This is a genomic window from Pedobacter nutrimenti (assembly GCF_003208655.1).
In the GTDB taxonomy this organism is placed as follows: Bacteria; Bacteroidota; Bacteroidia; order Sphingobacteriales; family Sphingobacteriaceae; genus Pedobacter; species Pedobacter nutrimenti.
Window position 1 is genome coordinate 111,801 of the sequence record NZ_QKLU01000005.1, and the last position, 13,151, is coordinate 124,951.

The following is a 13,151-nucleotide window of genomic DNA, read 5'->3' on the forward strand; positions in this document are numbered from 1 at the left end:
TAAAAAAGGCCCTGTTCAATAGACAGGGCCTTTTTTATTCTGGCTTAGAACCGCACTCCAAAAGTCAGGAAAACATTGTTTCTATCGACTTTTGCTGTTGCAACTGGGTCTAAAGATTGGTTATTGAATGTATAAGGACTGAAAGTTTGATTGGTCTGGACTCTTTGATAAGCCAGGTCTATATAATACTGATTGATTTTATAACCAAGACCTCCACTAAAGTATTTGGTCTGAGACAGGTTATCTTTATCATCTTTATAAGGTGTACCATTTATACCATAACCAGCTCTTATGGTGAAGGAAGGATCTATCTTGTATTCTGCTCCAACCCTGTAATTAAAGGCGTGCGTATAAAAATCCTTAACATCCATGTTATTATTATTGATCTCCTCAGGAGCGTAATAATCTGCTGCATTACTTAATTTAATACCCGCATAATTAACATAGTCCACGTCGGCAGTCAATAAAGCACTACCCCCAAGAATTACACTTGCACCCAATGAAGTTTTAGAAGGGTTTCTCAGGTTATACTGAAAAACATAATTATTCTGAACATTGGTATAACTTGTATTTGCAGAAGTATAACGTGTATCGAGTACCTCAGAAGTCACATCTTCCATATGCATCCAGGTAGGTGTCTGATAAGTAACCCCAATTCTAACCTCATTTATTGGTTTATAAATTAAGCCCAGACGTCCGTTTACTCCATTTCCCCGAACAGACTGACTTTGTCTATAGGATAGGGTGTAGGCATCTCCAACCTTAGGATCGGTAGGGAGTTGCTGGGGAGTGGAAGTAATTGTTCCTGACTCTGTAAATTGAGAATCATATCCATAACGGACATTGACAAAACCAATGGAAGCACCCAGGTAAAATTGATTGGAGATGTTCATAGCCCCAGCAAAATTAAATTCAGAAGTAGAACCATACCTAACCTGGTTGTAGTTCTGAAGATTGTTTTTACTGCTTGTTGCTGAAGTAAAGGTGCCTGTATTACCGGTTTCATTAATCAAAAAATTATCGTAGGCCATTTTTCTGAGTGAACCATTGGTAAACTGGGAATGGGTCTGGCCAAAATTAGTTGCATTTTCAGCGGCAAAATCACCAAAGGAGTTATTTGGGTTTTTACCTCCAAAGCTATAATTTCCTGTGAAATCATTATTCCTGTTGTAACCGATGCCCCATACAAAACTGATGACACCCTGGTTCAGATCAGCTCCTTTGGGCCGGATCACCGGGTTGTACCAGACAACACCGGCCTGATTTAAATTAAGTTTATCCTTAGAGCTTTTTGTGCCTTGGCCAAAATAATTGGCATTGGAACTCACGCTGTTAAATTCAGGTGTAAAACTGAATTCAGAACGAGTAAACATACCCAAACCAGCAGGATTTCCTCCTATTGAGCTGATGTCTCCGCCTAAGCTGGTCTGGGCATTTCCCAATCCTTTAAAGCGTGCTGAACTTCCAAAATTAGTTTGCGAGAACCGAAGTGCATCCTGAGCATAGGTTGAAAATTGAGCATATGTTATTCCTGTACTAGCTACCATAGCTAATCCAAGTAGTGTAACGAATTTTTTCATCTTTTAATTCTTGACCTTAAATTTTAATTTCTACCACCGCTTCTTTGACTTCTGCCGCCACCGCCGCCGCCGCCACCATTGTTAGAAGGAGGAGGAGTATAACTTGGTCTTTCGGATCTGGTTGGAGGATTATAACTCTCTGTACGACCACGTTGGTTTACATAAGGGTTTGAACCTCTGTTGCCCTGGTTATAATTTCCCATATTTGGGTTTGATCTTTCTGATCTGCTCCTGTCGGAGGAAATGATGCCATTGGTTGTCCTTATTGCACCTCTTCCGGTATACCCATTAAATGAACCGGAGGGATAACCTCTTTCACCACTTCTGTTCGGTCTTGGCCCATAGGTAGTTGTTCCAGGAAGTCTGTAAGATGGATAATATCCACCTCCCCAGCCACCGCCCCACCAGCCACCTCCCCAGAGGCCTCCGCCCCAGTAAGGATTATATGCCCAGTAAGGAGAATAGATTCCCCAGCCACCATAATAAGGGTTCCAGTAATTTCCAAAATAGGAATTACCCCATCCCCATCCAAAGCCCAGTCCTACAGACCAGCCTGAGCCAAGGCCCCATCCTGAATTGTAGCCATAATAACCATCATAATAATAAGGGTCATAATAGCCTCTGAACGGACTTCCATAATAAAAACGGTTGATGCGGGAACTATAATCCATATCGTAATAAGGATCACTTGTTCCATAGTCATCTCCTGAACGTGAATCGTCCCTGTATTGGGAGGCTTGACTTGGTTGTGGTTGTACGTACTCCTGAGCTTGTGCAACGGAGTTGTAAACATCATCATTGTGGCTGCCCTGTTGGGCTAACCTGGGGGCTGAACAGGAGGCAATGACCACCGTCGCTGCAGCCAGCAAACCGGTTAATAATCGTATAGGTTTCATCGTATGTTAATTGTTTGTGTGTGTTACAATTTTTATAGGTATAAATTTATAAATTTGTGACCTACGATACAAGTTATTTAACACAAAAAACGTTCCATTCAGCTATGAGCAAAGGTATTACAAGCAAAAAAGAAGATTATTCCCAGTGGTATAACGACATTGTTATAAAAGCAGATCTGGCAGATCACTCAGATGTAAGGGGTTGTATGGTCATAAAGCCATATGGTTACTCCATTTGGGAGAAAATGCAGTCTGTACTGGATCAAAAATTCAAAGATACAGGACACAGTAATGCCTATTTTCCGTTATTCATACCAAAGTCATATTTTTCTAAGGAAGCTTCCCATGTTGAAGGTTTTGCTACAGAGTGTGCCGTAGTGACGCATTATCGTCTTAAAAATGATGGTGCAGGAAACATTATTGTAGACGAAACAGCAAAACTGGAAGAAGAGCTTATCGTCAGGCCTACTTCTGAAACCATTATATGGAACACTTATAAAGGTTGGATACAATCTTACCGGGATCTGCCTTTGCTGATCAACCAATGGGCCAATGTGGTCCGCTGGGAAATGCGCACCCGACTTTTTCTAAGAACTGCAGAATTTTTATGGCAGGAAGGACATACGGCCCATTCTACTTCTCAGGAAGCGATTGAAGAAACAGAACGTATGCTGGATGTATATGCAGATTTTGCAGAGAACTGGATGGCCCTTCCGGTTGTAAAAGGCCGTAAAACAGCTAACGAACGTTTTGCAGGTGCACTGGATACGTATTGCATTGAAGCATTGATGCAGGACGGAAAAGCTTTACAGGCAGGTACTTCTCATTTTCTGGGACAGAACTTTGCCAAGGCATTTGACGTGAAATTTACAAATAAAGAAGGTAAAATAGAGCACGTCTGGGCCACCTCCTGGGGAGTATCCACACGCCTGATCGGAGCATTGATTATGGCGCATAGTGATGATGCTGGCCTTGTTCTGCCTCCAAAACTGGCGCCAATACAGGTGGTTATTGTACCAATTTACAAAGGAGAGGACGATCTGAAAAACATCAGCAATTTTGTGGATGAACTGATTCCTAAGTTAAAAGCGCAAGGCATTTCTGTGAAATATGATGACAGGGATACACAACGCCCCGGATTCAAATTTGCAGAATATGAATTGAAAGGGGTTCCTGTGAGAGTGGCTATAGGCGGAAGAGATATGGAGAATGGCACAGTTGAAATTGCAAGAAGGGATACTAAAGAAAAACAAACAGTTGAACAGCAAGGACTTGATGTTTATATTGGACAGTTACTGGAAGAAATACAGGAAAACATTTATAAAAAGGCAAAGGATTACAGGGAAGAGCATATTACAGAAGCCAATTCTTATGAAGAGTTTAAGACACTTTTAGATACCAAGGCGGGTTTTATTGCTGCGCACTGGGATGGAACACCTGAAACGGAACAAAAAATTAAGGAAGAGACCAAGGCAACCATCAGGTGCATTCCTTTGGACAATAAGCTGGAAGAAGGAGTTTGTATTTATTCAGGTAAACCTTCTATCCAGAGAGTACTTTTTGCACGGGCCTATTAATCAAACTTAAACGGGTTTTAATCTGTTTGTTATAAAAAGAGTAAAATGAAATTTGCAACAAAAGCTATACATGCTGGCCAGGAGCCGGATCCAAGTACCGGGGCAGTAATGACCCCGATTTATCAGACCTCTACTTATTGGCAAAAATCGCCAGGTGATCATCAGGGATTTGAGTATTCAAGAGGAACCAACCCAACCAGAAAAGCGCTTGAAGCTTGTCTGGCTGCGCTGGAAAATGCGAAATATGGTCTTGCCTTTTCTAGTGGAATGGGGGCTACAGATACGGTTTTGAAATTGCTGAAACCCGGTGATGAGGTGATTACTGGTAATGACTTATATGGCGGCTCTTACCGGATATTTACAAAGGTGTATGAAAAATACGGTATTAAATTCCATTTCCTTGATTTGTCGAAACCAGAAAATATTCTGCCGCATTTAACAGATAAAACCAAATTGATCTGGATTGAAACACCAACCAATCCAACAATGCAAATTATTGATATCCAAGGGGTCTCTAAAATTGCCAAAGCACATGGGCTGATCCTTGCCGTTGACAATACTTTTGCTTCTCCTTACCTGCAAAACCCAATGGATTTGGGTGCAGATATCGTCATGCACTCCGTTACTAAATATATAGGTGGTCACTCTGATGTGGTTATGGGGGCGCTGGTGGTCAACGATGACCAGTTGTATAAAGACCTTTGGTTTATCTATAACGCTTGTGGGGCAACACCTGGACCACAAGACTCGTTCCTGGTATTGAGGGGGATTAAAACGTTGCACCTGAGAATGAAGGCACATTGTGAAAATGGCGAGAAGGTTGCACATTATCTGAAAAATCATCCAAGAATTGACAAGATTTACTGGCCTGGTTTTGAGGATCATCCCAACCATGATGTTGCCAAAAAACAAATGCGTGGTTTTGGAGGGATGGTATCCATTACTTTAAAGGGGGCAGATCTTGCGGAAACTTTTAAGGTAGCTTCTTCATTTAAGGTTTTTGCCCTGGCAGAATCTTTGGGTGGCGTAGAGTCCCTGATCAATCATCCAACCACGATGACCCATGGTTCTATTCCAAAAGAAGAAAGGGAAAAGGTTGGTGTAACTGATAACCTGCTTCGTTTAAGTGTTGGTGTGGAAGATATAGATGATCTGCTGGCGGATCTGGAACAAGCACTTAAATAGAAGGTCTTGGAATTTTTAGAACTCAAGGATTTTTTGGAGGTTAAGGCTGCACAATATAACCAGCCTGGTTTTATTCAAAATGATCCCATTTGTATACCCCACAGGTATCAAAAAAAACAGGATATTGAAATTGCCGCATTTTTTGCGGCAATTTTAGCTTGGGGCCAACGTAAAACCATTATCAGTAAATGTACAGAGCTGTTGGAAAGAATGGACAATGAACCTTACCAGTTTATGACAGGCCATTCAGAACCGGACCTTAAAGCCTTACTGGGCTTTAAGCACCGTACCTTTAATGATACCGACCTGCTTTACTTTGCAGCATTTTTTAAAAACCATTATCAAAGATCGGACAGTCTGGAAACTGCATTTTTGCCTTTTGAATCCCCGTTCAGAGCCGAATTTCTGGAAGAGGGACAAGAGGCTGAAGATGCAACTGTTTATACCTCTGCCGCCTGTATGCTGTCCGCATTAAAAAAGAACCCTTTGGATCTGGAATCCGCTCTGAATCATTTCAGGCGTTATTTTTTTAGCCTGCCCGATTTTCCGCGCAGGACCATTAAGCATATTTCCTCTCCTCTACAGAAATCGACCTGTAAGCGGTTGAACATGTTTTTACGCTGGATGGTCAGAAAAGACAATATGGGGGTTGATTTTGGAATTTGGAACATCATTCAGCCTAAAGACTTGATTTGCCCCTGTGATGTTCATGTAGACAGGGTTGCCAGGAGATTGGGACTGATTTCCAGAAAACAAACAGACTGGCAGACGGCAAAAGAATTGACCGCCGAACTAAAACATTTTGATCCTTTGGATCCGGTTAAATATGATTTTGCTTTATTCGGGCTTGGGGTTGAAGAAAAATTTTAATTTTTTTATGTTTTATGATCACATTTAAAGCTGAAATAGAAAAATTTAATGAAATGGGGGAGAAGACGGGCTGGAGTTATGTCTTTATTCCCCAGGCCATAGCAGCAGAACTGAAACCTGGTTGTAGAAAAAGTTTCAGATTGAAAGGGAAAATAGATGATTTGCCCATTGTAGGTATGGCTACTGTACCTATGGGAGAAGGCGATTTCATCATTGCGCTAAAAGCCAGTTTGCGTAAACAGCTTAAAAAGGAAGCTGGTGCCCTGGTCACCCTGGTTATTGAGGAGGATACAACCTTTAAAATTGAAATCCCTGAGGACTTGGAACTTTGTCTTTCCGATGAAGAGGCCTTGATGGAACGTTTTTTAAAACTGCCCAAATCTCATCAGAATTGGTACATCAACTGGCTGAATTCAGCAAAGACAGAAGCAACCAGAACGAAAAGACTGGTAAAAATCGTTTCTGCCATGGACCGTAGCCTAAGCTTTGGGGAAATGATGAGAGAGGGAAAGGAAAAATAGAAAATTTAGGCTTTTCTGGAATAATTTCTGAACCAGCTGCTGATTTTCATTTGAATAACCCCAATAAAAGCTTCTCTGAATATCCGCGTGCTCATTTTGGAAACACCTTCAGTTCTGTCGGTGAAAATAATGGGTACTTCCACCACCTTAAACCCATATTTAATGGCTGTGAACTTCATTTCAATCTGAAAAGCATAGCCAACAAATCTGATCTTATCCAGAGGAATGGTTTCCAGAACTATTCTTTTGTAGCATTTGAACCCTGCGGTAGCATCCTGAATACTGATCCGGGTAATGAAGCGTACATACATAGAGGCAAAATAAGACATGAGCACTCTGTTCATAGGCCAGTTGACCACATTAACACCCCGTACATACCTGGAACCTATGGCTACATCGGCGCCTTTTACACAAGCTTCCCTTAACCTGACCAGGTCCTCCGGATTATGGGAAAAGTCTGCATCCATTTCAAATATATATTGATAAGGGTGTTTTAAGGCCCATCTGAAACCATGAATGTAGGCGGTGCCGAGCCCTAATTTTCCCGTTCTTTGCTCCAGGTGAAGCGCTGGATATTCCTGTTGAAGATTTTTTACAATTTCAGCCGTCCCGTCTGGAGAACCATCATCTATAATTAGTATTTCAAAAAAGTGGCTCAGGGAAAAAACCTTTCTAATGATCTTTTCAATATTCTCTTTCTCGTTATAGGTTGGAATAATAACTAAACTGTCTGACACTTTTTATCGATGGTTTTAAGATATGACTGTATATTTCGCCGAAATTAAACATTAAAAATGAAAAACCCTGTAAACGTCGGGGTTTACAGGGTTAAAATATGTTAAATACTGAAGGCTTAACTTACCCCCTGCATCAGCTTTTTAATTAAAGGGGAGCATATAATTAAAAATACGCCGGCAATGGCTGCATAAATACCTAATTGGTAATAACCGGCAGTATAAGAATGTAATTTTTCCACCAGGGAGGCATCAGCAGTGACAGACATGTCTGCACCCAGTTTACCGGCAGCAAATTGTCCGAAGGCGCTGGCCAGAAACCACATTCCCATCATCATTCCGGTTAATCTTTTTGGAGAAAGTTTTGTAACCAGGGACATTCCGATTGGTCCCAGACAAAGTTCACCAAGGGTCATCAACAGATAACCAAAGGTAAACAGGTTTAATGAAGTGATCCCGTTTGCATCGGCGAGGAAACGGGTGTAAAAGAAAGTATAGAAAGTTGCAGCCAGAAACAGGAATCCGATTCCGAACTTAATAATGGAATTGGGTTCCATTTTTTTCTTAGACAACCAAAGCCATAATAAACCTACCAATGGACTGAATACAATCACAAAGAAGGAATTGGAACTGTTGTTGATGACATTTGGATCAATGTTAAAAAACAAAAGGGTATGGCTTAGGTTTCTTTCTGCAAAAAGAGAAAGAGAACCTCCGCTCTGTTCAAAAATGGCATTAAATAAGAAATACAGAAAAATAAATATAAAGGCTGCCAGCAACTTTAACTGAAATTTCCTGTCCTGGACCCTGTAGGTTTCGTAAAGAAAATATAGGATAGAGACCGGGGCAATCGTATACATGAAATAATCGGTATACTTTGTGTTTTGCACCATGATCAGGATCAAGGGGATAGAGATCAAAGAAAAGATATACACCCCAATTTCCCGGATCCTCTTTTTGCTCACCGGCATTTCTTTTAAGGGGGAGTCACCAATAGGACCTAAATTCTTTTTAGTCACTAAAAATGTTAACAGTCCAAGGATCATTACAATCGCGGCGGCCAGGAAGGCATAATTCCAGGAAACATATTTTCCCAGGTATACGCAAAGTGCCCCGCCCAATAACCCACCTATATTGATGCCTGCATAAAACATTCCATAACCTGCATCTCTTCTGCTGTCTCCATCCTTGTATAAATCCCCTACCATGGAAGAAATATTTGGTTTGAAGAAGCCTGTTCCGATAATAGAAAGGGTAATTCCAATATAAAAGAATTCTTTTGGAGAAGTGGCGATAATCAGGTTGCCCAGGATCATAACCATTCCACCGAAAAACAATGACTTTTTAAAACCCAGAATTTTATCCGCAAAAATACCCCCCAGAAAAGTAAAGGCATAAACAAAAGATTGTATCGCTGCATACTTTAAGTTGGCATCTTTATCGGAAAGGGAAAGTCCTACAATTTTGTCAATCATAAAAATGGTCAGCATCCCCCTCATCCCATAAAAACAAAAGCGTTCCCACATTTCCACCAGGAACAGCGACCAGAGCTGTTTTGGGTATTTACCTTCAAAATTCTGGATCTCATCCAGTGTAATCTCTTTTTGCATTGTATTTTCTTTAATTTAAAAAAGCCCCGGGTATATCCGGGGCTTCCTTTTTATTATTTTACGCCGTGCATTAATTTTCTAAGAACAGGGGTCAGCATCATAATGATCAGGCCCAGTCCGACAGGGATAAAGGTAAAGATCAAAAAGAAAGTGGACATAGAATATTTAGAAGTAATTTCATCGATCATTCCGCCCATGGTACCTGCAATTTTATTTCCAATGGCAATGGCCAGGTACCAGATGCCAAACATAATGGCGATCATACGACCAGGAACCAGTTTACTTACATAAGAAAGACCTACTGGTGAAATAAACAACTCGCCTAGGGTATGGAAAAAATAAGCCATTACAAGCCAAACCATACTTACCGAAGCGACAGCTGCACCTTGGGGAATAGAACTTGCGCCATAGGCAAGGGCAGCGAAACCAATACCGAGCAGGATCATACCAAATCCATTTTTGTAGGTTGCAGTAGGGTTATATTTACTGCTCCATAATTTGGAAACAATAGGTGCGCAGCTGATGATAAATAAAGAGTTTAATATTCCAAACCAGGTGGCTGGAACTTCAGATTTTACTTCTGAATATTGTTGCTTCAGCATGTAGATCACAATAATCCAGATGATGACAAAACCCGAAGCTAGAATGATGTTTCCAAGGGCATACTTGCCAAAAGTTTTGGCAAATAGCCTAATGAGCACATAAGATATAATAACCAGAGGAATGACGGTGATCAAGGTATTGACTACATTGAAAATAATTTTAGAATCCCCGGTAAGCACCCTTTGGGTATAATCTTTCGCGAAGATGGTCATAGAACCACCAGCTTGTTCAAATGAAGCCCAGAAAAAGATGGTGATGAAAGCCAGGATAATAACTGCGATCATTTTGTCCCTTAGCACCGGTGTGTATTGCGAAATCCTTTTAATCAAGGTAAAAACGAATAGGAGCAGGGCAATCAGAATGACAAAATTACTGCCGTCCAAACTGCCTACTTTAAAATTGAACAGGCTGAAATTCGTTATTTTTGAAATAGGATCATTAATGATCCAGGCCAGGCCAATTACCGAAATCAGACCAATTAAAACCAGGTCAAATTTTGAAAAAGGATTCCTGGTGGATTCCTCAGGAGTCTCTTCAAATTCCTCTGTCTGGTTTTTAACAGGTTTTAAGCCGATGTTTCCGAAAATTCTTTGTGTGAAATAGAATTGCAGCATGCCGATAAACATAAATACACCTGCCAATCCAAATCCATAAGACCATCCCCATTCAGGATTCTCTCCAATATAACCGCAAAGCAACATTCCTAAAAAAGCCCCTGAATTTACGCCCATGTAGAATATGGTATAAGCACCATCTTTTTTCTCAGGATGTTTTTTATACATCTGGGCAATGATTGAAGTCATGTTTGGTTTAAAAAAACCATTTCCAATAACCAAAAGGCCTAAACCAAGGTACATGAAGGCATGGTGAAACTCCATGGCCATCGAAAGGTGGCCCAGGGTCATGATCAATGCGCCGACAAGGACGGCCCATCTGTATCCGATAATTTTATCTGCTATATATCCGCCTAAAATGGGGGTTAAATAAGCCAGACCTGTATAGGAACCATAAATGGCAAGTGCATGTGCCCTTGGCCATCCCCAACCGGGGTTATCTCCGATAATCGATGACGTGAGAAAAAGTACCAGTAAGGCCCTCATTCCATAGTAAGAAAATCTTTCCCACATTTCTGTAAAGAAAAGGACAAACAGCCCGGCTGGATGTCCTAAGACCTTACTTTCAAAAAAATTATTTGGACTCTCCAAATTTCGTGCATTCATGTGTTGGTTTTTTTGTGTAGTAATTTATTGAAAGGTTTCAGTTAGTTTAAAATGAACATAGGGAGAATAATCTCTTGTTTTTTAGAGGGATAGTTACTGTTCTAAAATGTTTCAAATGGTCTGTCAGAGATAAAGTTTGTGTGTTATTGAAATAAACCATCGCGCAAGATAGGTACATGAAGCCAAACTCACAAATTTTTAACTTATATAAAAAGGAGGTTATATAGCTCTAGAGCTTCTTTATTGGGGTGATTTTTTTATTTTTTGGATCTGTATAAAGTTCGTCTTTCTCGTTTGGATTATTTTTGAGTTCAACATTCTCTACGAGCTTTAAATGGCCTCCAACAGGCCTGTAGGCATCAAAACTGGAATCTGAACCATAATATTCAAAATTACCGGTCATATCAGGACTTAAAGGTACTAAATGATCAAAGACCACCATGCCGACCGTTTTATCCAGCCTCAATGTCATAGAATTGAGCTTATTGTACTCAAAAACGATCCGGTTTTTGAACGGGCCGTTTTTTGTGCTTTCCAGAACATTTTTACCAAAAATTACTTCATCTTTTTCAAAAGATAAAATTTCAATAACTTTTTTTGTGGTCTTAATGGTATTGCCTTTCCAGCCCAGAAGTATGTAAAAAGTTTGTTTCCCACTATTGACCACCGGTACAATTTCATAATAACGGCTGCCAAACCATTTTTTATTGGAAGTGATCTCATTGTTGTCTTTAATCTCTTCCGTTGCGTCTATTAAGGGGTATAATTTCAACTGGCCATCTTTAGTCGCCATTTGTATCGCACCAAAAAATCGATAAGTACCATCATCGGCCGCAACAGCCCAGGAAAATATTCTGAAAGCTTTATCCGGTGACTTTACAATGGACAGGTATTTGACCGAATCAAACCCGAAATTATAGGAGCCGGGGATTTTTAATGCTTTTACTAATGTTTTAACAAACTGTGCATTATCTGCAAAACGTTCGGTATTGGAAGGGGCGTCCTGAACCAGTCTTTCCAGTCGCAACAGGGAATCCTGCAGCATGTTTAAACGTGAGGTACCGGAATTAAAAGTATGCTGTGCCCTGGCATTGATTAGGGCACAGCATAAAAATATAAAAGTTAAAATGCTTTTTTTACAATTAAGCATAATTTTAATTGACGCTTTCAACCACAAGTGCACTTGCGCCGCCACCTCCGTTACAGATTCCGGCAACACCAATTTTTCCATTGTTTTGAGCCAATACAGAGAGCAGGGTCACTACAATTCTTGCTCCTGAAGCACCAAGGGGGTGTCCCAATGAAACTGCACCACCATTTACATTAACTTTTAGGTCATCCAGGCCAAGTAATTTATTATTGGCCAGGGAAACGACCGAAAATGCTTCATTGATTTCAAAGTAATCAACTTCATTTATTGATTTTCCGGCATTTTGAAGCGCAAGTGGAATGGCCTTGGAAGGTGCGGTAGTGAACCATTCCGGTGCCTGTTGTGCATCTGCATAAGCCAAAATTTTGGCAAGTGGTTTTATACCTAATTCTTTTGCTTTGTCTGCACTCATTAAAACCAATGCAGCGGCACCATCATTTAAATTTGACGCATTTGCAGCAGTGACTGTACCATCTTTTTTGAAGACCGGCTTTAAACCAGGGATTTTTTCAAATTTAACGGTAAAAGGTTCATCATCATTGCTGACCAAAGTAACCTCACCTTTTCTGTCTTTTACTTCAACAGGTACAATTTCATCCTTAAATTTTCCAGCTGTCTGGGCAGCCTGTGATCTTTTATAAGATTCTATGGCGAAGGCATCCTGAGCTTCACGGCTGATTTCACAATCAGTTGCACAAAGTTCGGCAGCAGAACCCATATGATAGTCATTATAGACATCCCAGAGACCATCTTTGACCAGACCGTCCGTGATTTGACCATGACCTAAACGATAGCCGTTGCGGGCTTTATCCAGGTAGTAAGGAACATTACTCATGCTTTCCATTCCTCCGGCAACAATGATGTCCTGATTGCCCAATGCGATACTCTGGGCAGCGAGCATAATGGCCTTTGTTCCCGAGGCACAAACTTTGTTTACAGCGGTTGCCGGAAGGTCCGGAAGACCTGCGTATTTTGCAGCCTGGGTGGCCGGAGCCTGACCTATATTTGCGGAAAGTACATTTCCCATAAAAACTTCCTGAACGTCAGAAGCTTGTATACCAGCCTTTTCAATGGCTGCTTTTATGGCAATAGCACCAAGTTGAGGTGCTGATAAACTGGCTAATGAGCCACCAAAGCTTCCTATTGGAGTTCTGACGGCAGAAACAATCACTACTTCTTTCATTCGTATTATTTATAATTGGTTG

At 40.8% G+C, this 13,151-nt stretch carries 11 protein-coding genes; 4 read left to right on the forward strand and 7 right to left on the reverse strand.

Annotation, left to right across the window (positions count from 1 at the left end; all coding sequences use genetic code 11):
* Positions 1–44: 44 nt before the first annotated feature.
* Both B0O44_RS15360 and B0O44_RS15365 read right to left on the reverse strand, forming a co-directional pair.
* Entirely contained in the window at positions 45–1,580 is a 1,536-nt protein-coding gene (locus tag B0O44_RS15360) for an OmpP1/FadL family transporter (protein ID WP_110832208.1), read from the reverse strand.
* Positions 1,581–1,603: 23 nt separating this feature from the next.
* A complete protein-coding gene (locus B0O44_RS15365; protein ID WP_110832210.1) occupies positions 1,604–2,476 on the reverse strand; it encodes a hypothetical protein in 873 nt (290 codons plus the stop codon).
* 104 nt (positions 2,477–2,580) lie between these two features.
* Between B0O44_RS15365 and proS the strand changes: the two genes are divergently transcribed.
* The 4 genes from proS to B0O44_RS15385 are packed head-to-tail and all read left to right on the forward strand — an operon-like array spanning position 2,581 to position 6,629.
* The gene (gene proS / locus B0O44_RS15370) at positions 2,581–4,053 is read left to right on the forward strand and encodes a proline--tRNA ligase (protein WP_110832213.1); all 1,473 of its coding nucleotides are present in this window, start codon (positions 2,581–2,583) and stop codon (positions 4,051–4,053) included.
* 45 nt (positions 4,054–4,098) lie between these two features.
* A complete protein-coding gene (locus B0O44_RS15375; protein WP_110832215.1) occupies positions 4,099–5,238 on the forward strand; it encodes a cystathionine gamma-synthase in 1,140 nt (379 codons plus the stop codon).
* Between the two features lie 6 nt (positions 5,239–5,244).
* On the forward strand, positions 5,245–6,108 hold the full coding sequence (locus B0O44_RS15380) for a TIGR02757 family protein (protein WP_110832217.1): 864 nt from the start codon (positions 5,245–5,247) through the stop codon (positions 6,106–6,108).
* A 14-nt stretch (positions 6,109–6,122) separates the two neighbouring features.
* The gene (locus B0O44_RS15385) at positions 6,123–6,629 is read left to right on the forward strand and encodes a YdeI/OmpD-associated family protein (protein WP_110832219.1); all 507 of its coding nucleotides are present in this window, start codon (positions 6,123–6,125) and stop codon (positions 6,627–6,629) included.
* Positions 6,630–6,634: 5 nt separating this feature from the next.
* On the opposite strand, the gene B0O44_RS15390 is transcribed toward B0O44_RS15385, so the two are convergent.
* From B0O44_RS15390 to B0O44_RS15410, 5 genes are all read right to left on the reverse strand, one after another.
* A complete protein-coding gene (locus B0O44_RS15390) occupies positions 6,635–7,366 on the reverse strand; it encodes a polyprenol monophosphomannose synthase (protein ID WP_110832221.1) in 732 nt (243 codons plus the stop codon).
* Positions 7,367–7,482: 116 nt separating this feature from the next.
* A complete protein-coding gene (locus tag B0O44_RS15395) occupies positions 7,483–8,973 on the reverse strand; it encodes a peptide MFS transporter (protein WP_110832223.1) in 1,491 nt (496 codons plus the stop codon).
* 53 nt (positions 8,974–9,026) lie between these two features.
* Positions 9,027–10,796 (reverse strand): peptide MFS transporter, encoded by a 1,770-nt coding sequence (locus tag B0O44_RS15400; protein WP_110832225.1) that lies wholly within the window; start codon positions 10,794–10,796, stop codon positions 9,027–9,029.
* Between the two features lie 229 nt (positions 10,797–11,025).
* Positions 11,026–11,946, reverse strand: a complete 921-nt coding sequence (locus tag B0O44_RS15405; protein ID WP_110832227.1) for a hypothetical protein — start codon at positions 11,944–11,946, stop codon at positions 11,026–11,028.
* 4 nt (positions 11,947–11,950) lie between these two features.
* Positions 11,951–13,129, reverse strand: coding sequence for an acetyl-CoA C-acyltransferase (locus B0O44_RS15410; protein ID WP_110832229.1), 1,179 nt, complete (start codon positions 13,127–13,129; stop codon positions 11,951–11,953).
* Between the last annotated feature and the right edge of the window lie 22 nt (positions 13,130–13,151).

Excerpts from the sequence above, each read along its gene's own strand:
- B0O44_RS15360 (WP_110832208.1), bottom strand. The coding sequence starts at position 1,580 with ATGAAAAAATTCGTTACACTACTTGGATTAGCTATGGTAGCTAGTACA.
- B0O44_RS15405 (WP_110832227.1), bottom strand. The coding sequence starts at position 11,946 with ATGCTTAATTGTAAAAAAAGCATTTTAACTTTTATATTTTTATGCTGT.
- B0O44_RS15395 (WP_110832223.1), bottom strand. The coding sequence starts at position 8,973 with ATGCAAAAAGAGATTACACTGGATGAGATCCAGAATTTTGAAGGTAAA.
- B0O44_RS15375 (WP_110832215.1), top strand. The coding sequence starts at position 4,099 with ATGAAATTTGCAACAAAAGCTATACATGCTGGCCAGGAGCCGGATCCA.
- B0O44_RS15400 (WP_110832225.1), bottom strand. The coding sequence starts at position 10,796 with ATGAATGCACGAAATTTGGAGAGTCCAAATAATTTTTTTGAAAGTAAG.
- B0O44_RS15365 (WP_110832210.1), bottom strand. The coding sequence starts at position 2,476 with ATGAAACCTATACGATTATTAACCGGTTTGCTGGCTGCAGCGACGGTG.
- B0O44_RS15410 (WP_110832229.1), bottom strand. The coding sequence starts at position 13,129 with ATGAAAGAAGTAGTGATTGTTTCTGCCGTCAGAACTCCAATAGGAAGC.
- B0O44_RS15385 (WP_110832219.1), top strand. The coding sequence starts at position 6,123 with ATGATCACATTTAAAGCTGAAATAGAAAAATTTAATGAAATGGGGGAG.
- proS (WP_110832213.1), top strand. The coding sequence starts at position 2,581 with ATGAGCAAAGGTATTACAAGCAAAAAAGAAGATTATTCCCAGTGGTAT.